Annotated in this window: 16 protein-coding genes and 1 tRNA gene; 12 read left to right on the forward strand and 5 right to left on the reverse strand. The window is 62.1% G+C overall.

Annotated elements, in window-relative coordinates; all coding sequences use genetic code 11:
• The first annotated feature begins 8 nt into the window (after window positions 1–8).
• From wbaP to KF691_13930, 3 genes are all read left to right on the forward strand, one after another.
• Window positions 9–1490, forward strand: a complete 1482-nt coding sequence (gene wbaP / locus KF691_13920; GenBank protein ID MBX3390542.1) for an undecaprenyl-phosphate galactose phosphotransferase WbaP — start codon at window positions 9–11, stop codon at window positions 1488–1490.
• Between the two features lie 42 nt (window positions 1491–1532).
• Window positions 1533–2744, forward strand: coding sequence for a glycosyltransferase family 4 protein (locus tag KF691_13925; protein ID MBX3390543.1), 1212 nt, complete (start codon window positions 1533–1535; stop codon window positions 2742–2744).
• 215 nt (window positions 2745–2959) lie between these two features.
• Window positions 2960–4174 (forward strand): DegT/DnrJ/EryC1/StrS family aminotransferase, encoded by a 1215-nt coding sequence (locus tag KF691_13930; GenBank protein ID MBX3390544.1) that lies wholly within the window; start codon window positions 2960–2962, stop codon window positions 4172–4174.
• 58 nt (window positions 4175–4232) lie between these two features.
• Here the strand turns inward: KF691_13930 and KF691_13935 are convergent, their stop codons facing one another.
• Entirely contained in the window at window positions 4233–5021 is a 789-nt protein-coding gene (locus KF691_13935) for a 6-carboxytetrahydropterin synthase (protein MBX3390545.1), read from the reverse strand.
• Between the two features lie 321 nt (window positions 5022–5342).
• Between KF691_13935 and KF691_13940 the strand changes: the two genes are divergently transcribed.
• Window positions 5343–5813 (forward strand): glutathione peroxidase, encoded by a 471-nt coding sequence (locus KF691_13940; GenBank protein ID MBX3390546.1) that lies wholly within the window; start codon window positions 5343–5345, stop codon window positions 5811–5813.
• Window positions 5814–5865: 52 nt separating this feature from the next.
• Entirely contained in the window at window positions 5866–9279 is a 3414-nt protein-coding gene (gene lptD, locus KF691_13945; protein ID MBX3390547.1) for an LPS assembly protein LptD, read from the forward strand.
• Between the two features lie 24 nt (window positions 9280–9303).
• Here the strand turns inward: lptD and KF691_13950 are convergent, their stop codons facing one another.
• From KF691_13950 to thiS, 3 genes are read right to left on the reverse strand one after another with little or no spacing between them, the layout of a single operon-like run.
• Window positions 9304–10176 carry a hypothetical protein gene (locus KF691_13950; GenBank protein ID MBX3390548.1) on the reverse strand — a complete coding sequence of 291 codons (873 nt, stop codon included), beginning with the start codon at window positions 10174–10176 and terminating at the stop codon, window positions 9304–9306.
• A gap of 2 nt (window positions 10177–10178) precedes the next feature.
• Window positions 10179–11051 (reverse strand): thiazole synthase, encoded by an 873-nt coding sequence (locus tag KF691_13955; protein ID MBX3390549.1) that lies wholly within the window; start codon window positions 11049–11051, stop codon window positions 10179–10181.
• On the reverse strand, window positions 11051–11251 hold the full coding sequence (gene thiS / locus KF691_13960; protein ID MBX3390550.1) for a sulfur carrier protein ThiS: 201 nt from the start codon (window positions 11249–11251) through the stop codon (window positions 11051–11053). Before thiS ends, KF691_13955 begins: the two co-directional genes overlap by 1 nt.
• Window positions 11252–11412: 161 nt before the next feature.
• Here thiS and KF691_13965 point away from each other — a divergent pair, with 161 nt between their 5' ends.
• From KF691_13965 to KF691_13985, 5 genes are all read left to right on the forward strand, one after another.
• Window positions 11413–12168: an ABC transporter permease gene (locus KF691_13965; protein ID MBX3390551.1), complete on the forward strand. Its 756-nt coding sequence runs from the start codon at window positions 11413–11415 to the stop codon at window positions 12166–12168.
• The gene (locus KF691_13970) at window positions 12161–12922 is read left to right on the forward strand and encodes an ABC transporter ATP-binding protein (GenBank protein MBX3390552.1); all 762 of its coding nucleotides are present in this window, start codon (window positions 12161–12163) and stop codon (window positions 12920–12922) included. Before KF691_13965 ends, KF691_13970 begins: the two co-directional genes overlap by 8 nt.
• A 138-nt stretch (window positions 12923–13060) precedes the next feature.
• The gene (locus tag KF691_13975; GenBank protein ID MBX3390553.1) at window positions 13061–14020 is read left to right on the forward strand and encodes a methyltransferase domain-containing protein; all 960 of its coding nucleotides are present in this window, start codon (window positions 13061–13063) and stop codon (window positions 14018–14020) included.
• 88 nt (window positions 14021–14108) lie between these two features.
• Window positions 14109–15806 carry a glycosyltransferase gene (locus KF691_13980; protein ID MBX3390554.1) on the forward strand — a complete coding sequence of 566 codons (1698 nt, stop codon included), beginning with the start codon at window positions 14109–14111 and terminating at the stop codon, window positions 15804–15806.
• Window positions 15807–15836: 30 nt separating this feature from the next.
• Window positions 15837–16922, forward strand: coding sequence for a GDP-mannose 4,6-dehydratase (locus KF691_13985; protein MBX3390555.1), 1086 nt, complete (start codon window positions 15837–15839; stop codon window positions 16920–16922).
• 63 nt (window positions 16923–16985) lie between these two features.
• Here the strand turns inward: KF691_13985 and KF691_13990 are convergent.
• Window positions 16986–17058: transfer RNA gene (locus KF691_13990), tRNA-Lys, on the reverse strand.
• Window positions 17059–17318: 260 nt separating this feature from the next.
• On the opposite strand from KF691_13990, the gene rpmF reads away from it, so the two are divergent.
• Together rpmF and plsX are read left to right on the forward strand one after the other, a co-directional pair.
• The gene (gene rpmF, locus KF691_13995; protein MBX3390556.1) at window positions 17319–17519 is read left to right on the forward strand and encodes a 50S ribosomal protein L32; all 201 of its coding nucleotides are present in this window, start codon (window positions 17319–17321) and stop codon (window positions 17517–17519) included.
• A gap of 74 nt (window positions 17520–17593) precedes the next feature.
• On the forward strand, window positions 17594–18652 hold the full coding sequence (plsX, locus tag KF691_14000; protein ID MBX3390557.1) for a phosphate acyltransferase PlsX: 1059 nt from the start codon (window positions 17594–17596) through the stop codon (window positions 18650–18652).
• Window positions 18653–18665: the final 13 nt, after the last annotated feature.

Below are 18665 nucleotides of genomic sequence, written 5' to 3' on the forward strand. Positions count from 1 at the left end.
TGCACATCGTGCCTGGCGGCCTTGAAATGCCGAGTGTCTTTGAAACCAAGCCTCAGCGGGCGATGGACGCCGCGGCAACGCCGATTCTGCGAGTCGGGCGCGGGCATCGGCTAACGGGAGTGGTATTGGCGGTCGTGGACGCGATCGTGTTTGCGAGCTGCTGCGCGATCGCGGTGTATTTGTGGATGGTCATCGAACGGCAGATCGACCCGCGGGTATATCTGACGCTTTGGCCGGCGATCGTGGTGCTGCTCGGGTTTTCGTGGGCTTTGAAGCTGTATCCGGGGGTGGGGAATCACCCTGTAGAAGAATTCCGGCGGCAGGTGCTCGTCATCACGATGGTGTTCCTGATGTTCGGCACCGGGACGTTCATGCTCAAGCAGGGGAGCGACTATTCGCGCGCGGTCTTCCTGATCGCGTGGGCGATGTGTGTTGTTGCGGTGCCGGTGGCGCGCACGATTACCAAGCTCGCGTTCAAGCGAGCTCCCTGGTTCGGCTACCCGACGGTCATTTTCGCGCGCGGTCATGCGGCGGATCGTGTCGTTGGGCAACTGGCGCGCCAGCCGAATCTCGGGCTGCGGGCCCGCGCGATCGTGAGCACCGACTTCGGACTTCCGAAGTCAATCGGAGGAGTGCCCGTTGTGGATCCGCCGGCTCTGACTCAGATGCTCCGTGAAGCGGGGCGGCTGCCGTATGCACTTGTGGCGACCGAGGGGATGTCGCCCGATTCGCTGAAGGAATTGCTCGCCGGGCCGCTGCAGTCGTTTCCGAACGTCATTCTGATTCCCGACTTGCCACTGCCATCCACGCTCTGGATGTCGGGGCGAGATCTGGGTGGAATGCTCGGGCTTGAGGTGCAGCACAGGCTGCTTGACCCGGGACGCCGGACGCTCAAGCGCGGGCTCGACCTGCTTGCGCTGCTGGTTTTGTTGCCGCTGTTCCTGCCGATCCTTGCGGTTCTCGCGCTCGCCATCAAACTGGATTCACGAGGCCCGGTGTTCGTGAAGCTGCGCAGGGTCGGGCAGAACGGGAAGTTGTTCAACCAATTGAAGTTCCGCACGATGGTGGAGAACGCCGACGGCGTGCTGCGTGCCACGCTCGCGGGCGATGAGGCGCTGGCCCTTGAATGGGAGAAAACACAAAAGCTCAAGAACGATCCGCGCCTCACGCGCGTCGGACGGTTTTTAAGGATGTCGAGCGTCGACGAACTCCCTCAGGTCTTCAACGTGCTCGTCGGGCAGATGAGCCTGGTCGGACCCCGCCCGATCACGACCGGGGAGACGGCGCGATACGCGGAACTGGTATCGCTGTACACGAAAGTGCTTCCGGGGCTGACGGGTCTCTGGCAGGTCTCTGGTCGAAACGAGCTTGAGTACGAAGAGCGGGTGATGCTCGACGCGTATTACGTGCGTAACTGGTCCGTATGGCTTGACTTATACATCATCATCAAGACTGTGTGGGTCGTGCTGACGGGGCGCGGCGCCTATTAGAGTTTGGTTCAGGTGCTTGTTCGAGAAGCTACACTGCAGGAGATGTCGGCGACGATGCGCATCGCTTTTGTCTTGGACCGTTACGACGCCGTTGGAGGGGGCGCTCAGCGCTGGACCCACGATCACGCCCAGCGGCTGCTCCACGACGGGCATCACATTCATATCTACGCCAGGTCGATCAAGGGCGCTCCCGCGGGCGCCCGCACGCACCTGGTCGAAATCGGCCAGTTAGCGGCGGGCAGGCGACTGCGTTTCGGCGCGGCAGTCGATCGGATGTTGCAGAACGAGAAGTTCGACATCGTTCTGGACATGGGCGACGGATGGCAGGCGGATGTCATGATGCCTCACCACGGCATCCGGCGCTACGTATATCAGCAGCGGAGCCGCCTCTCGCACGGTTTGCTGCGATGGGCGCGCCCGCTCGGCTTTGCCGTTCTTCCCCGATACCGGGAATTCCGCAAGATGGAAAGGCTGCAGTACGCCAAGAAAGGCGCCGCGGCCATCGTCGCCGTGTCGGAAATGGTGCGGCGCCAGCTGCTTTCAACCTACCCCATTGAGCCTTCGCGGGTGGTCGTCATTCACAACGGCGTCGATCTCGGCCGCTTTAAGCCCGACGATTCGGGGGTGAACCGCGATCAGATCCGTTCGGAGCTCAAATGGCAGAGCCGCACGATCTACCTGACAGTCGCCCACGATTTCAAATTGAAGGGTGTTGACAGGATTCTCGCGGCGATGGCGCATCTCCGGGGGCGTGGGCGCGATGCCGGGCTGATCGTAATCGGTGGAGGAGACATTCCGAAGTACGAACGGATCGCGCGGCATATGGGTGTTGCGAACGACGTGATATTCATGGGTGATCAGGAAGATCCGGTCCCCTACTACCACGCGTCGGATGTGTTCGTTCTCCCCACCCTCTATGACCCATGCCCGCTGGTCGTGATGGAGGCACTCGCGTGCGGATTGCCGGTGATCACGACAAGCTACAACGGCGCGACGGAGTTGATGACGCTGCCGCGGGACGGCGTCGTGCTCAACGACCCGATGAACGTGATGGAATTGGCGCTCGCGATGCTGCGCTTTGACGAAGCCGAGACCGCGCGACTCGCGCCCGAGCGCGCGACGGCATCGCGTCGCGTGGATTTGTGTGCGACGCGGATGTATGAGAAACACCTCGAGGTCTACCGAGAGATTCTGCGGGAACGGGCCAAGTCGCCGGTGCAGGCCATTCGCGCGGATGAGCGCGTGAAAGCGTGAGCGTGCGGCAAGCAACTCGTTCCGTTCAAAACCCGAACAGCGGCGGAGAAAGGTTGAGCGCGGCGCTACCATCGCGGGCAAAAATCGCCGCGGCACGATGGAGGCCTTGCCGCGCGTGACAAACCCGAGGCCGGCGCGCTCGCTGCCCATCGGATGAAGATGCAGAAAGATCAATGAAGGAGTCCTTGATGACCAGTCCAACCCCCGCGACTTCCGTGACCGTCCCGCTTCTCGACCTCAAGGCGCAGTACGCCACACTCAAGTCCGAGCTTGAGCCGGTGGTGAAGGGCGTGCTGGAGAGCGCGGCGTACATCATGGGGCCGGACTGCGCGGCGCTGGAGAAGGAAATCGCGGAATATTGCAAGACAAAGTTTGCCGCGGGCTGCGCGAACGGATCGGACGCGATCCTGCTGGCGCTCCAGGCGCTGGGAGTGAAAGCGGGCGACGAGGTGATCTGCCCAAGCTACACGTTCTTCGCGACGGCGGGATCGATCGCGCGGCTCGGCGCGATTCCGGTCTTCGTGGACATCGACCCCAAGACCTACAACATGTGTCCGAAGCACACGCGTCAAGTCGCGAAGCAGTGCAAGCAGCTCAAGGCGATTGTGCCGGTGCACCTGTACGGGCAAGCGGCGGATCTGGACGCGATCCTCGAGATCGGGCGCGAGTTCAACGTTCCTGTCGTCGAAGATTGTGCGCAGGCCATTGGCACGCGGGACAACAAGGGCATCGATGTCGGAGCGCGGGGCGCGATCGGGACGTTCAGCTTTTTCCCGAGCAAGAACCTCGGCGCGTTCGGCGATGCGGGGATCATGACGACGAACGACCCGGAGCTCTTCGATCGGCTGTGCATGCTGCGCATGCACGGGATGAAGCCAAAGTACTACCACCAGCTGGTCGGCATCAACTCTCGCCTCGATACGCTCCAGGCGGCGATCCTCCGCGTGAAGCTTCGGCACCTTGAAGCGTGGCACGCGGGACGCCAGCGCAATGCGGACTTCTACAGCGCCGCGTTCCAGGCGGCAGGAGCCAAGACTTCGGGCACGCCGTGGAGCGCGGATCCGTCGCCTCTGCGCATCCCGTTCCGTCCGGCGGCACCGGCACGCCATATCTACAACCAGTACGTGATTCGCATTGCCGGCGGCAAGCGCGATGCGCTGCGCGATCACCTCAAGAACCTCAACATCGGCACGGAAATCTACTATCCGGTGCCGCTGCATCTGCAGGAGTGCTTCGCCGACCTCGGGTACAAGAACGGCAGTCTGCCGGAATCGGAGAGCGCGGCGCACGAGACGCTGGCGCTGCCCATTTATCCGGAATTGACCAAGGAACAGCTCCAGCACGTGGCGAACAGCGTGATCGCGTTTCTGGGCATGAAGGCCGGCGCTTCGGTCGAAGCGAAGTCCCCGGCGCTCGCCGGCGCGCGGTAACCGCTTTTGTTTCTTTCACCGGCCCTTTGGGCCGGTTTTGTTTTTTGGATGCGCACGCTCAGCCCGGATAAGTGGCGCTCGTGCGATCGGTTTCCCACACCGTCACGCGCTCAAGCGACGGACTGGCGGGGTGCGCCGCAATCACGGGCGCGAGCCGCTCGAAGCAGATGCGTGCGATGTTCTCGACTGATGGGAGAACCCCGCCCCGCTCGATCGAAAAATCGTCGGTATCTTCGTTCAGGTGCTTGTGATCAAATCTCTTTACAACGGCGTCGTCGGTGATCGACTCGAGATCGCGGAGGGAAAAAGCGGGCACGGCATCGATCCGCACCTTGACAACCGGCTGCACCACGTAGTTGTGTCCGTGGCCCCTCGGGTTGTTGCACTTTCCGTACAGCTTCTGATTCTCTGCATCCGAGAGCGCCGGCGAGTGGAGCCGGTGAGCCGCGGAAAAATCGAAGCGTTGGCGGATGAGCGCGTGCGTCGTTTGATTCGAGGCCATTTCGATATCATGGTACGGCGTGAGGCGCAGACGGACGCGCTCGAGTGCCGCGGGCAATCTGCCGGACAGAACCGCAACGACAGGTGCGAGCGTGCGGAATGGATCATCGCCAGAGGCGATGCTCGATTGGATCAGCGGGACGGCATCTCGGCGCACATGGGCGTCCACTGTCTTGATGTCGATGAGATAACCGGTTTTCTGATCGATCTTGCCGCGGCAGGTGACGAGCAGCTCAAACCAGCGCCCGAACCCGGAAATGGGTGGATTACCCGCATACCCGTTCGACCCCGCCGGCGAAGGGCCGTCGTTGATCGCAAATCGGACTGATCGCGTGAGCAGATGCATGGGTTCTCGAATCCGAACCACGTCGAGCGCTGTACGATAGAAGTGCGTCCGAGGAAAAGACTCGAACGGAGGTGAAACATGGTGAATGTCGCTGCCGCGTTGTTGATTGCCATTGCAGGAAGTGTCGTTTCGGACCCGGCGGCGCAATCGACCGGCGCCTCGCCGGCGCCTGCCAAGCCCGCCGATGCTCCCTCGCCCATCGCTCCCGCCGACACGGGTGCGCCGAAGCAGGACGCGCCAAAGGCGGAGCCGGTCACGCAAGACCCCCAGACGACATCGTCATCGGAAGAGGTCGACGACGCGTATGTGCTGGGCTTCACCATGCTCGACATCGACGGAAACGAAGTAGATCTGTCAAAGTACAAGGGGCAGGTCATCATGATCGTGAACGTGGCGAGCAAATGCGGATACACGCCGCAATACGCCGGGCTGGAAAAGCTCTACAAGGAAAAATCGGGAAAGGGGTTTGTGATTCTCGGATTCCCGGCGAACGACTTCGGCGAACAGGAACCGGGCACAAACAGCGAAATCAAGGCTTTTTGCTCGACCAAGTACAACGTGACGTTTCCGATGTTCTCGAAGATCTCGGTGCGTGGCAACGAGAAGCACCCGCTGTACAAGAAGCTTTCAGGTCAGCCAAAGCCGCTTGGGGGCGAGGGTGTACCGGGCTGGAATTTCACCAAGTTTCTCGTCGATCGGCAGGGGAATGTGGTTGCGAGGTTTGATTCCAAGATCAAGCCGGACGATCCGACCCTCGTGAAAAAGGTCGATGAGCTCCTGGAGTCGAAATGAGAAAGCCAAGGCCCGCAGGACCGCCGGCCCCGTTCAGGTATCATGACCGGTGATGAAACAAGGAAGCGGTCGCCAAGGAACGGCAAACCACCGATCGGCGCAGGCGGGCGCTCGCGCCGTGGTCTGCTGCGCAGGACTCGCACTGTGTCTGGCGTTGCAGCCGGAAGCAAAGGTTCGAGCGGAATCCCCGATTGACAACCTGATGGGCCGTCGCGCCACCGACAGCAACGACGAGTTCACCGGACGGGATTTCGGAGGCCTGCGGTTCCCTATGCGAACAGTTCGCGGGCCCGTTTCGTTCGGCGCGGCCCGCGTGACGACGTGGACGCGGGAATCCTCCGCCACGGGAACCACGATTCAGCAGATGCTTCTGGCCGGCGACGTGAAGGTGACTCTCGGTGTCTACCACTTTTCCGCGGCACGAGCTGTTGTATTCATCGAAAAACTCGCGGATGCGAGCGAAGAGCAGGAGGCCGAAGACGTCCCAGTTCCGTTCGCGCCCGACGCGAGCGCGGGGGTCTATCAGATCTACGTCTATTTCGATCGTGTTTCTTCGCCGATGGCGGAAATCTCGGTCAGCGTGCAGGCCAATCGGCTTCCGGTGCGCGCGGTGATCGAACCCGAGAGCGGAATCGACCTGCAGTATGACCTTTTGATGACCGGCGAACCTCTGGACCCGCTGATCGGCGAGGCCGAGCGTGCGCTGGCCAACATTCTGCGCGAGCAGGAAGGCGCGGAGTCGGTCGCGACCGCACAGCCCGATCTCGACAGCCGAAAGCGGTTGTCGGCGCCGATTCCCGCGGAATCGCGTTCGTATCTCCCCCCCACCGCAAGCCAGCTCGCGGCGAGTGCGTCGGACAACATGGACGCGACCACTCTGCAGAACGTCGCGTTTACGGGTCCGATCTTTGCGAAAGACGGCATTTTCACCATCGCCCCCGGCGACATCACGCTGATCTCGGGTGAGGACGAGAATTCGCTGCTGATCTCGAACGGTCTGGTCGTGCAGTACTCGGACACGCGCAGCGGACGGACGCTGCAGCTCACCGCACAGCGCGGCGTGGTCTTCACCGATCCGAGCGAGATCCAGGACATGGGTCGGCTCCGCGCCTCCGACATCCGCGGGTTTTATCTCGAGGGCGATGTGATCGCCTCCGATGGTCAGTACACGTTGCGCGGGCCGAAGATCTATTACGACGTTCGGCGCAACAAGGCGATCGTGCTCGATGGAGTATTCTGGACGTACGACCAGCAGCGGCGGTTGCCCCTGTACGTGCGCGCCGACACGATCCGGCAGAAATCGAGCAATGAGTTCGTCGCGAAGCGAGCGCGACTGGCGACCAGCGCATTCTTCAATCCGGATTTCTCGATCGGCACGACCACCGTCACGCTCACGCGGCGCCAGGTTGCGAGCAAGCCCGAGGGGCTCCTGCCGACGATCGAATCATGGACCAGCGGCGGCCAGGGACAGGGCCCCGCTCCGAGCGGCGCCACCGCTCCCGGTCAGACGATGGGTGTTCGCGGGATGGCGACGGCCGGAGACGCGGGAGGTGTCGGTCGCGTGCCCACCACCGGCTACGAACTCGAGACGGACCTGATCACCGCTTCGGCGCTCATGCCTTCGATGGTGACGGAAAACTACATAGACGCCAGGAACATCACGCTCAACGCCGAAGGAATCCCGTTCTTCTACTGGCCTTTTTACGAAGGCACGGTCGATGAACCGCTGCTCCGCGACCTGCGCGCCGAGAACCGCACAGCTTCGGGCTTTGCGCTCAAGAGCCGATGGAACGCGTACAAGCTCATCGGCCTGAAGGGGACACCCTTCACCCGCGCGGATGTGATGCTCGATGCCTATTTCAGCCGCGGCCCCGGCGCCGGCACCAATCTGGCCTGGGCCGGTCCCGACGCGAACGGCAGCGCGCTCGCGTACGGGCTTTTCAACGATCACGGAACCGATGTCCTGCCGACCGGTGAGCGGCACAAGTATGACGGCGAGAACCGCGGCATCGTGCTGGTGGATCACGCGCTCGCGCTCAATGAACGCTGGACGCTGCTCGGCGAGGGTGCGTACCAGTCGGATGCGAACTTTGTCGAGTCGTTCTATCCGGAAATGGCGGAGGTCCGGCGCGAATTCACGACACAGATGTACCTGCGCCGGATCGAGGACAACACCGAGTTCAACGTGAATCTCAAGGGCTCGTTCAACGACTTCATCACGAACGAGTATCTGCTGCAGAGCCAGGGCTACTACGTGTCGAAGGCTCCGGAATTGCAGTATCTGCGCCAGGCCGACCCGCTGCTCTCGAGTTGGTTCGGCGACGTGCTGACGTGGACGCAGGAGTATCGCGCGGGGATGATGGGGATGAAGTTCGACTCGGTGACGCCCTCGTACCGAGGCTTTTCGAATCCCGTGCAGTCGCAGCAGATTTTCGGGATCGATCCGAACCAGACACTCAACCAGAGCCTCACAGCGCAGGGCTATCTGCCGCAGCAGGTCTTCCGCTTCGATACGCGCCAGCAGGTGGACGCGAAGATCGAGATGGGGCCCGTGAATTTCGTCCCGTTCGGCGTCGTTCGGCTCACGGCGTACGACCATGATTTCCAGCAGTTCAGCAGCAACGTCGGCAGCGACGAAACCGACCGGTATCGCATCTGGGGTTCGACGGGCGGCACTCTCAGCACGCAGATTCAACGCGTGGACAACTCCGTCGATTCTCGCCTGTTCGACTTGCACCGGATGCGCCACATCATCGAGCCGTCGGTCACGCTGTTCACCGCCGCGACCAACCGCGACGAGACGACGCTTCCTACATACGACGAGAATGTCGAATCGATCGCGAAGGGCTCGTCGTTCCGCGCCGGCGTGAACCAGATCTGGCAGACGCAGCGCGGCCGGCCGGGTCACTACTACAGCGTGGACGTATTCACGCTTGATGTGAACTACATCGACTCGACGTCCGAAACCGACATCCGATCACCCGTCGGGCGGTTCTTTGATTTCCGACCGGAGCTATCCACTTTTGGGAACTACGGCACGGTGGACTCGGCGTGGCGCGTCACCGATGCCACGACGTTGACCGGCGGGACGGTCTATGACTTCGATCTCAATCAGCAGGCCAGGACATCGGCCGGAATCATCGTGCAGCAGACTCCGGACGTGACCGCGAACGTCGATTTCAGGTATCTCAACGCACTCGACCTGACCACGCTCGGGGGCGGGCTGGCGTACAGGCTCGCAAATCAGTACATCGTGACGGTGAGCGCCAGCTACGACCTGACGAGCAACCAGCTCCAGGGCATTGGTGCGGAAGTGAAACGCGATTTCCAGAGCGTACGGCTCGGCTTCAATATCGCCCGAAGCGTGATCTCCGGCGAGACACGATTCGGCTTCACGCTGACGCCCCGCATCGGCGAAACACGGGGCCGAACTCCGATTCTGGGAGAACAGGCGCAGGTGAGATAGGCGCGGTGATCCCGGGACGAATCGCTATTTCAGAGGCGGTGTTTTCGGCGTGCCACCCGATGAGCCTGACGGGTCGCTCAGCCCGCGCGTCCTTCGTTCGGCGGCGGTCAGCCGGTCGATCGCGATGATCGCGAAGGGCAACGAGGTGAAAGCCTTCTCGCCCGCCACGCGTGCCGTGTCGTTGAGCGACTTCAGCTTGCCGTCGCGCACGTCCTGGGTGAGGTCCTTGACAATGTTGTCGAGTGTCGCGATGAGTCCCGTGTACGTCCGCCACGCTTCCGGAGTCTTGAAGAAGTATCCGTTCAGGATCGGAAGATCGATCGGAAGAACGAAGTACCACCGCTTGTCCTTTGGATCCTGTTTGAGCAGGATCGGAACGGCGGGGATAATCGGGCCGCCCTTGTACAGCAGCGAGCTGGTTTCCTGGTCGAGCTGCAGCGCGGTCAGATTCGCGCTCTCTTCCTCGAGGGCTTCAAAGGGGGACGCGAAGAGCCGCGTGAGCGACGAATTCATGGCGTCAGCCGGAGAGCCGTCGCGCCGGCTGGTCGCGCGTCCTCCCGTGAAGGTGCGGGCCAGACCGGAAAGCCCGGAGTTCGCAGTTTGCGAGGCGGCCTCCTCCCGAAGCTTTCGGACTTCTTCCGGAAATGCGCGATTGAGTTCCATCGCCAGATCCTGGAGGTGCGCGAGGGTGTGGCCGAGCCGGTTGAGGCAACGACGCATGTTTTCGTCGTCGGAGTGGATGAGCTTGACCAGCAGTCCGGCCTTGCCGTCCTTCACCATCTGCTTCGCGGTTGCGATCGTCGCTTCCGGACTCGCCTGCGAGTATCCCGGATCGCGCGAGCACGAGGCCAGCACGATCACGAGAGGGCTCAGAATCCACCGGAGCACACCGCACACGTTTACTCTCCCGGGATGTGGGCGATCACGCCTTCCCACGGGCTGCTGGCCGTTGCGTAGAGCCGCTTGGGAATCCGGCCCGCGAGATACGACTGGCGCCCGGCAATCACGGCATGGCGCATCGCGTGCGCCATCATCACAGGGTCCTTCGCGTGCGCCACGGCGGTGTTGAGCAGCACGCCGTCCGCACCGAGTTCCATCGCGACCGATACGTCGCTCGCGGCCCCGACTCCGGCATCGACGATGACCGGAAACATCGGGTCGCCCTGCTTCAGAAGTTCGAGACAGAGCACGATGTTCGCGCGATTGAGGACTCCCTGCCCGCTGCCGATCGGCGAGCCGGCCGGCATCACGCTCGTCGCGCCGGCTTCCTTGATTCGGAGCGCCGCGATCGGATCGTCGCTCGTGTACGCGAGAACGCAAAAGCCGTCCTTCACGAGTTCTCGCGTCGCCTCGACGGTGCCCGCGGGGTCTGGCAGAAGTGTTTTCTTGTCGCCGAGCACTTCGAGCTTCACCCAGTCGGCGCCCGCGTTTCCGGCCTGAGAAAGCAGTTCGCGACCGAGCCGCGCAACGCGAACCGCATCGGACGCGCTGAAGCATCCCGCGGTATTCGGAAGAATTGCGTACCGCGACAGGTCGATGAATTCGAGCAGACTCTTTCCCGCTTCATTGAAAAGCCGCTCGCGGCGTACCGCCACGGTGATCACCTCTGCACCGCTCGCCTGGAGCGAATCTCGCATCAATTCCATCGAAGCGTATTTACCGGTTCCGACGAAGAGGCGGCTGCTGAAAACTCGACCGCCGATGGCGAGCGGCGCGAGCGCCCGCTCGGGGCCCTCTGGATGCGTGGGCTTGATCTCGACTTGCGCGGGCATCAACCACCCCCCACGAGCGTGACGATCTCGACGCGGTCGTTTTCCATCAGAAGACGCGCCTCGTGATCCCTGCGGGGAACGAGCGATTCATTCACCTCGGCGGCGCACGCCCTTTGACCAAGACCCAACCGCTCGATCAGCTCCCGGACCGATGCACCTTCCGGCACCTGGGTATTCTCTCCGTTGACGACGATGTTCACGCGAAAATCGTAGGTGGCGGTGTGGCCCGGTCGGCTGGTGGAACGCGTTCAACGCTGGAAAGCCATTCTCGGTCCTGCTAGGCTCCGGCCCTTCCTCAGCGCCACGGCGCGCTCGCGGCCGGATCGACGCCGATCGAACCGATGATTGCTGGAAACTCCGGATGGAGCACGCGCGGGATCTTGTCATCGTTCTCCTCCAGAAGGAGCTCAAGGTCCGCTATCAGGCGACCGTGCTGGGCTACTTCTGGTCCGTGCTGCAGCCACTTGCGATGGCGATGGTCTTCCTGTTCGCGTTCAAGATCGTTCTCAAAAACAACGTCGAGGACTACCCGCTGGTCCTGATCACCGGCCTCTTCCCCTGGCAATGGATGTCGAATTCGGTGAACGTGGGAAGCGGCATCTTTCTGGCGAATCGCAGCCTGTTGAAGAGAGTGGCTTTCCCTCGATTCACGCTCGTGCTCGCCGCGGCACTGAACGAGATGACGCATTTTTTCTTCTGTCTTCCCGTTATCGGGGTCTTCATGTTGTGGTACGGACATCGTCCGACCGCGGAATGGCTCTACCTCTTGCCCGCGGCATTCGGCCTTCAGATCATCACGGCCATCGGACTGATGCTCATCGTCGCGACGGCCAACATGTTCTTCCGGGACATGGAGCGGCTCGTCGGCCTCGCGATGATGCTCGCGTTCTATCTGACTCCGATCATCTATCCGTCGGATATCGTGCCGGAGAACATGCGCTGGATCATGTATCTGAATCCCTTCGCCGGGATCACCGGGATGTGGCGCGCGGTCTTCCAGAATCGACCGCTCGATCTCTGGCTCACCGCGTCATCGGCGGCCTGGGGCGTGCTGCTGCTCGCGGGAGGCACGATTCTCTATAACCGACTGAAATGGAGATTCGCGGAGGTTGTCTAAGGAACCAGTCATCCTGGTCGAGGGCGCGAGCAAGTGCTACACGATGCACGCGATGGCGCACTCGGGGCTGAAGAAATACATCCTCAGCCTGCCGTCTCGTTTGCGCCGACGCGCACCGCGACAGATATTTCACGCGCTCAAGAACGTCTCGTTCCGCGTGGACGAAGGAGAGAGTCTCGGACTGATGGGGCGCAACGGATCGGGGAAGAGCACGGCGCTCAGCCTTATCGCCGGCGTTCTGAAACCCGATGAAGGGCGCGTCAAAACCCGCGGCAGAATCTGTCCGCTGCTCGAACTGGGCGCCGGGTTTCATCCGGATCTGACGGGACGCGAGAACATCATCCTCAACGGCGTTCTCCTCGGAATGCTCCGGCGCGAAGTGCAGAAGCGGAGTGAAGAGATCATCGCATTCTCCGAACTCGGCGTCTTCATTGAAGAGCCGATCCGCACCTACTCGATGGGGATGCTCGCGCGTTTGGGGTTTTCGGTGGCGGCGCATCTCGACCCCCAGATACTTCTCGTCGACGAGATTCTTTCGGTGGGGGACGCGGCGTTTCAGGCCAAGTGCATGGACCGCTTCCGGCAGTTTCGAAGCCGCGGCGTCACCACCCTGTTCGTAAGCCATGATCTTGCGACGGTGCGGGCGGTATGCGATCGGGCGATCCTTCTGACGCACGGCGAAATACGAGCGAACGGGCCTGTCGAGGAAGTCGCCGCGTCCTATGATCGCGTTCTGTCGGGGGCGGCAACCTAGGCGTTCGGGCCGGATTCCGTGCGGGGCCAACTCGAAGCACCTCAAGGGTGGCAGTCGCCGAGGAGAGCGCACCGGTTCGGGATGCCGCGAGCTGCAAAATCGCGATCCAGGACCGGTTCATTGGAGAATCACGAACACATGCTGGGCCAACTCAGAAATGCTGTAACGTCCCTTGCTACTTCGGAGCAGCGGGAGCACGAACTCGCGCGGGCGAACATCAAGAACATGGGGTATTACCTTGCGCGCATCGTCCGCGCTACCACCCCCGCCCCGCTGAGCCCGTCGCCAAACGATGCCCCCTTGACCTCCAAGGCGTGCGTCCAACGCGATGTCGAGTCTCCGTGGTTTCATTACTGGTGCTCGCAACTTGTCTGCTCGCCGATCTACCACCGCAAAGTTTGGGAGCTTTGCTACATCCCGCAGGTGCTGTTCAACGAAGGCAAGCTGAAACCCGGGAGCGTCGGGCTCGGCTTCGGCTGCGGCGAAGAGCCGCTGCCCAGCCTCTTCGCCAAGTACGGCGTGAAAGTGGTCGCCACCGATCTCGATCCCAAACGCTCGGAAAGCAAGGCCTGGATCGAAACGGACCAGCACTCTGCCTCGGTCGAAAAACTGCGCATCAGCAAAATCTGTCCCGATCCGGCGCTGCTCCAGAACATCAGCCTTCGCTATGTGGACATGAACGCGATCCCGGCGGACCTTGCGAACTCGTTTGATTTCTGCTGGTCCACCTGCTCACTCGAACACCTGGGAAGCATCGCGCTCGGGCTTCGCTTCATCGAAGAATCGCTGAAGACCCTGAAGCCAGGCGGAGTAGCTGTGCACACGACCGAATGGAACATGGCCGACGAGGGCCCGACGCTCGACCACTGCGGATGCGTGCTCTTCCAGAAGCGCCACTTCACCGAATTCGCCGATCGGATGCGGAAGCAGGGCTACCACGTCGCGGAACTCGATTTTTCCATGGGAGAAGAAATCTTTGACGGTCTGACCGATCTCCCGCCGTACGGCCCGCACACGGATGATGTGGCGCACCTGCGACTTGCGATTCAGGGATTCCGCTGCACGTCGTTCGGGATGATCATCCGAAAGCCCGAGTGAGCAACTTTGGTCACGACAACACGGAACGCCCCGGGCAGCCTCGCAAGTCGCGCGCCGGACGCCGTGCGCTCCGCACACGGAGCGATCGATGAGCGCGATCGCAACCGCCCAGCCTATCGCTCGGAATCTGCCTCTGGCGAAGAGTGACAGGGCGCAGAAAGTCCGTGCCATCTACGTCGATTGCACGCACGTCTTCCAGACAAAGAACCGCTCCGGCATTCCGCGCGTCGTGCGCAATCTCGCGATACTGGGGTCCGGGCTGTCCGGCGAACTCGGCGTTCCGGTGAGCCCCATTGTTCTGACGTCTCGCGGCCTCGCCACGATCCCGCCGGAATGGCTCTCGCCCCGCGATGCGGAGGGCGTTTCGCGGATCCTGCGCCGATTCGTCACATTCGTCTTCGGTTTCTTTGCCACGCTGAGCGCGCTGATCGCGTTCTCCCCGTTCATACTGCAACGTCGCTGGATCCGATTCACGAATTGGACCCGCGACCAAGTGAAGGACTCGATCAAATGGATCAAACGAAGCCTGCCGCAAGACCTGCTCGTTGAATTACGCTGGGGGTTCCGGACGCTGCTCCGGAAGATCTCAAAGCACGGATCGCGCGAAAGCCATTTCTTCTGGTTCTGGTCGGGCGTGCGGTGGATCCTGAAACTCATTTGGCGTGCACTTCGCTTTGGAGGACGAGCCCTCGCACGGGTCTGGAGAGGGGTGGCCGCTGTCGCACGCTTTGGCTATCGATCGATTCGCTATGTTGGCCGAGGAATCCGGGCGCTGCGCGCAAAGCTCGGCCGGGGAGTGCTGACGCTCCGGCTGTGGAAACAGCACGTCGATTTCTCACCCGGCGATGTGCTCCTTCTCGCGGATTCGAACTGGCAGGTGGACGTGCTCTGGACCCATGTCAAGCAGATCCGGACCCGCGGCGCGCTGGTGGGGAGTGTGATGTACGACCTGATCCCGCTGCGTCGGCCGGACTTTGTGGGTCACCAGCTCTTCGAGGTCTTCACGAGGCACCTGTTCCGCGTCACCGAGAACAACGACTTCATCATCGGAATCTCGCGCGACACGAGCCGAGACTTCCTCGAATTCGCGCTCTCGACCGGAGTTCCCGGTTGGAATGACGCACGCGCGGGAACGTTCCGACTTGGCGGCGACAAGTGGACCAAGGCACAGGCTCCGTGTTCGGACGCGTGCCGCGAAGTCGTGCGGAAAATTGGAACGCGACCCGCGTACCTCATCGTCGGCACGTTCGAAATCCGGAAGAACCACAAGGCCGTCCTCGATGCGTTCGATCGGCTCTGGGACTCTGGAGAAGACGTCTGCCTCCTGATCCTGGGACGCCCCGGTTTCAGGGCCGACGATCAGATGAAGCGGGTTCGTGAACATCGCGAATGGGGCAAGAGGCTCTTCTGGGCTTCGAACGCCTCCGACAGCGACTTGGAAGCGTGGTACGAAGCCAGCCGGGGCGTGATCATGGCTTCGTACGCCGAGGGTTTCGGACTGCCGGTCGCCGAAGCGATGGCGAGGGGCAAGCCCGCGTTCGCCAGCGGAATCCCGGCGCACCGCGAAATCGCCGAAGGATTCTGCGAGTTCTTCGACCCGGCGCGACCGGAAGAACTTGCCCGATTGCTCCGCGAAGATCTGCACGAAAAGCGCAACCCGCGTCTCAAGCCGGTCGAAGAATTCGTCTGGCCGGATTGGCCGGAAAGCGTGAGGGAATGCATGAATGACTGCATCCGGATGGCGTCGTTGGGACCGAGAGCGACGTCGGCAGCGCCGGTACACTAAGGTCGCGCTGCGAGCGGAAAGGAAGCGGGCATGGGCAAGGTTGCTCTTATCACCGGAATCACAGGCCAAGACGGTTCCTATCTCGCCGAGTTGCTGCTCTCGAAGGGGTACGAAGTTCACGGCCTGGTCCGACGTGCCGCGCTCGAAGATCCTCTGCACCGTATGGGCCGGCTCGCGCCGCTGGGTGATCAGATCAAGCTCCATCCCGCGTCGCTCGAGAGTTACCCGAGCGTGTTCAAGGCGATTTCTCGCCTCCAGCCCGATGAGTGCTACCACCTCGCGGGACAGTCGTTCGTTTCGTATTCATTCGAAGACGAGTTCTCGACTCTCAACGCCAACATCAACGGCACGCACTTCGTGCTCTCTTCGATCAAGGAAGCGGCGCCCAAGTGCCGGCTCTATCACGCGGCATCGAGCGAAACTTTCGGCAAAGTGCGCTCGACTCCGCAGAACGAAGACACGCCCTTTCACCCTCGCTCCGCCTACGGCATTTCCAAAGTCGCGGGCTTCGAACTCACGCGGAACTACCGCGAGGCGTACAAGCTGCACGCCAGCAACGGCATTCTCTACAACCACGAATCGCCGCGGCGAGGCTTTGAATTCGTGACCCGGAAAATCACGCGGCACGTCGCGCTCATCAAGCACGGCCTTGCGACCGAACTCCGACTCGGCAATCTCGAGGCTAAGCGCGACTGGGGGCACGCCAAGGACTACGTCGAGGCGATGTGGCTGATGCTGCAACAGGAACAGCCCGACGATTACGTCATCGCCACCGGCGAGATGCATTCGGTCCGCGAGTTCTGTGAGCTCGCCTTCGGCACGGCCGGGCTCGACTATCGCAAGCACGTCGTCATCGACCCGCTCTTCTTCCGCCCCGCGGAAACGGAAGTTCTCTGCGGCAATCCCGAAAAGGCCCGTCGTGTATTGGGCTGGAAGCACAAGACCGGATTCCAGGATCTGGTGCGAGAAATGGTCGAGGCGGACTTGGAAGACGTGGCGCTCCAGCTCGAGCCCCGCCCCCGTCGCATCGTCAATATTCCGTCGGCCGTGCCGAGCATCGGGGCGCTGGTCGAGCCGCGGATTCCGGCGGCACAGGGCGAAAAGGTGTCGCGTTAGCCCACAGAAAACCCGGCGGCAAATGCCGCCCGGTCACTGAACTCTCTAAAAACCGTAGGAAAGTGCCCCCCGAAGGACTCGAACCTTCGACCCGCTGATTAAGAGTCAGCTGCTCTACCAACTGAGCTAGGGAGGCGATCGGCGGGCTGAACCCGCTCAGGTCGAGATGGTACGCGCCCAACTGCCGCGAGCAAAGCCTCGGCGTCTTAACTTCGAGGGCCGGTGCGAGCCCTTGCGGGCCGATGGGCGTTGTCCGGGCGCAACCTCCTCACGTTGACCCCTTCGGGGTGCATCCCTAAACTCCCCCCCTGCAAGAGCCTGCCGCAAGGGTGCGCCGGGCGATACTTTGGATTCGAAACCGGCGGGCGACTGCCGCGTGTTTGGGAGATTGGAACGATGCTACCTCCACAAAGAGTCAGCTACGGACGCACCCGCCGCCGTCGCACGCACCACGCTCTGACCGGCTCGACGCCGACCGTTTGCCCGCTCTCGGGCATGCCGAAGCAGCACCACCGCGTGTGCGCCGAATCGGGCTACGTTCGCGCCGGCCTGCGGATCAAGGTTCCGAAGCTCGGAATCGGCGTTCCCAAGAACTGATAAACCCGAGCGTGGTTTTGGCTTGAACATTGCTCGCCCATCGGAGGGGCATTTCCAGAAGCAGGAATCGGCCGATGCGAATCGCCGTTGATGTCATGGGTGGCGACCACGCCCCCGATGCAATCTTGAAGGGTTGCGCCGCGGCACTCGAAGATCTCGCGCGCGATGACCGGCTCATTCTCGTCGGGCCGCGCGAGCTCATCCAGGACTATCTGAACGAGCGCGCGATCCGGGACGAGCGGATCGAGATCGAGGACGCTTCCGAAGTCATCGGCATGGAAGAAAGCCCCGCAAAGGCGGTGCGATCGAAGAAGAACAGCTCGATCGTCAAGATGGCGCTTCTGGGCAGCGAAAAGGCTCCTGAAACAGGCCCGGGCGCTCGCGCCGACGTGGTCCTGAGCGCTGGCAACACCGGCGCGTGCGTCTCGGCGGGCATCATGCACATGAAGCGCCTGCCCAAAGTGCACCGCCCGGGCATCGCGGTCACGGTTCCCGCGTTCAAAGGCCCGGTCGTCATGATCGACTGCGGCGCGAATCCCGAGCCCAAGCCGACGCACCTCTGGCAGTATGGCGTCATGGCGGCAGAGCTCGCGCGGATCGTGCACGGCATCGAAAACCCGCGCGTTGCGCAGATGAACATCGGCAGCGAAGAGGCCAAGGGCACCGACACCGTGAAACAAACGCGCGACCTGCTCCGCGCCACTCCGGGCCTGAACTACGTGGGTTACGTCGAGGGCCGCGATCTCTTTGACGGCAACGCGGACGTCATCGTGACCGATGGCTTTGTCGGCAACACGCTTTTGAAGATGGCCGAAGGCCTCGCGAAATCCATTTTCTCCGCGCTCGCGACGGAAATAATGACTCAGGATCCCGGCCTGATGCTCCAGATCGAGCCGGTCTTCAAACAGATCTGGAAAAAGAACGACTACCACGAGCACGGCGGCGCGCCGCTCCTGGGCGTCAACGGCGCCATGTTCATCGCGCACGGCAGCAGCGAGGCGAAGACGATCAAGAACGCGATCCGGAATTGCCGCCGCTTTGTGAGCAGCGGCGTCAACCAGGTCATCGCCAAACGCCTCGAAGAAGTCAGCTCGATCGGCGCCCAGTTCGCCGAAGTGGGCTCCGAGTCCTGAGAAATCGGGGGCG

This window comes from Phycisphaeraceae bacterium (assembly GCA_019636555.1).
In the GTDB taxonomy this organism is placed as follows: Bacteria; Planctomycetota; Phycisphaerae; order Phycisphaerales; family UBA1924; genus JAFEBO01.

Bases quoted from the DNA above. Each gene is read 5' to 3' on its own strand.
- KF691_13985 (MBX3390555.1), top strand. From the start codon at position 15,837: ATGGGCAAGGTTGCTCTTATCACCGGAATCACAGGCCAAGACGGTTCC.
- KF691_13975 (MBX3390553.1), top strand. From the start codon at position 13,061: ATGCTGGGCCAACTCAGAAATGCTGTAACGTCCCTTGCTACTTCGGAG.
- KF691_13965 (MBX3390551.1), top strand. From the start codon at position 11,413: ATGGAGCACGCGCGGGATCTTGTCATCGTTCTCCTCCAGAAGGAGCTC.
- KF691_13955 (MBX3390549.1), bottom strand. From the start codon at position 11,051: ATGCCCGCGCAAGTCGAGATCAAGCCCACGCATCCAGAGGGCCCCGAG.
- KF691_13925 (MBX3390543.1), top strand. From the start codon at position 1,533: ATGTCGGCGACGATGCGCATCGCTTTTGTCTTGGACCGTTACGACGCC.
- lptD (MBX3390547.1), top strand. From the start codon at position 5,866: ATGAAACAAGGAAGCGGTCGCCAAGGAACGGCAAACCACCGATCGGCG.
- KF691_13940 (MBX3390546.1), top strand. From the start codon at position 5,343: ATGCTCGACATCGACGGAAACGAAGTAGATCTGTCAAAGTACAAGGGG.
- KF691_13935 (MBX3390545.1), bottom strand. From the start codon at position 5,021: ATGCATCTGCTCACGCGATCAGTCCGATTTGCGATCAACGACGGCCCT.
- KF691_13980 (MBX3390554.1), top strand. From the start codon at position 14,109: ATGAGCGCGATCGCAACCGCCCAGCCTATCGCTCGGAATCTGCCTCTG.
- plsX (MBX3390557.1), top strand. From the start codon at position 17,594: ATGCGAATCGCCGTTGATGTCATGGGTGGCGACCACGCCCCCGATGCA.
- rpmF (MBX3390556.1), top strand. From the start codon at position 17,319: ATGCTACCTCCACAAAGAGTCAGCTACGGACGCACCCGCCGCCGTCGC.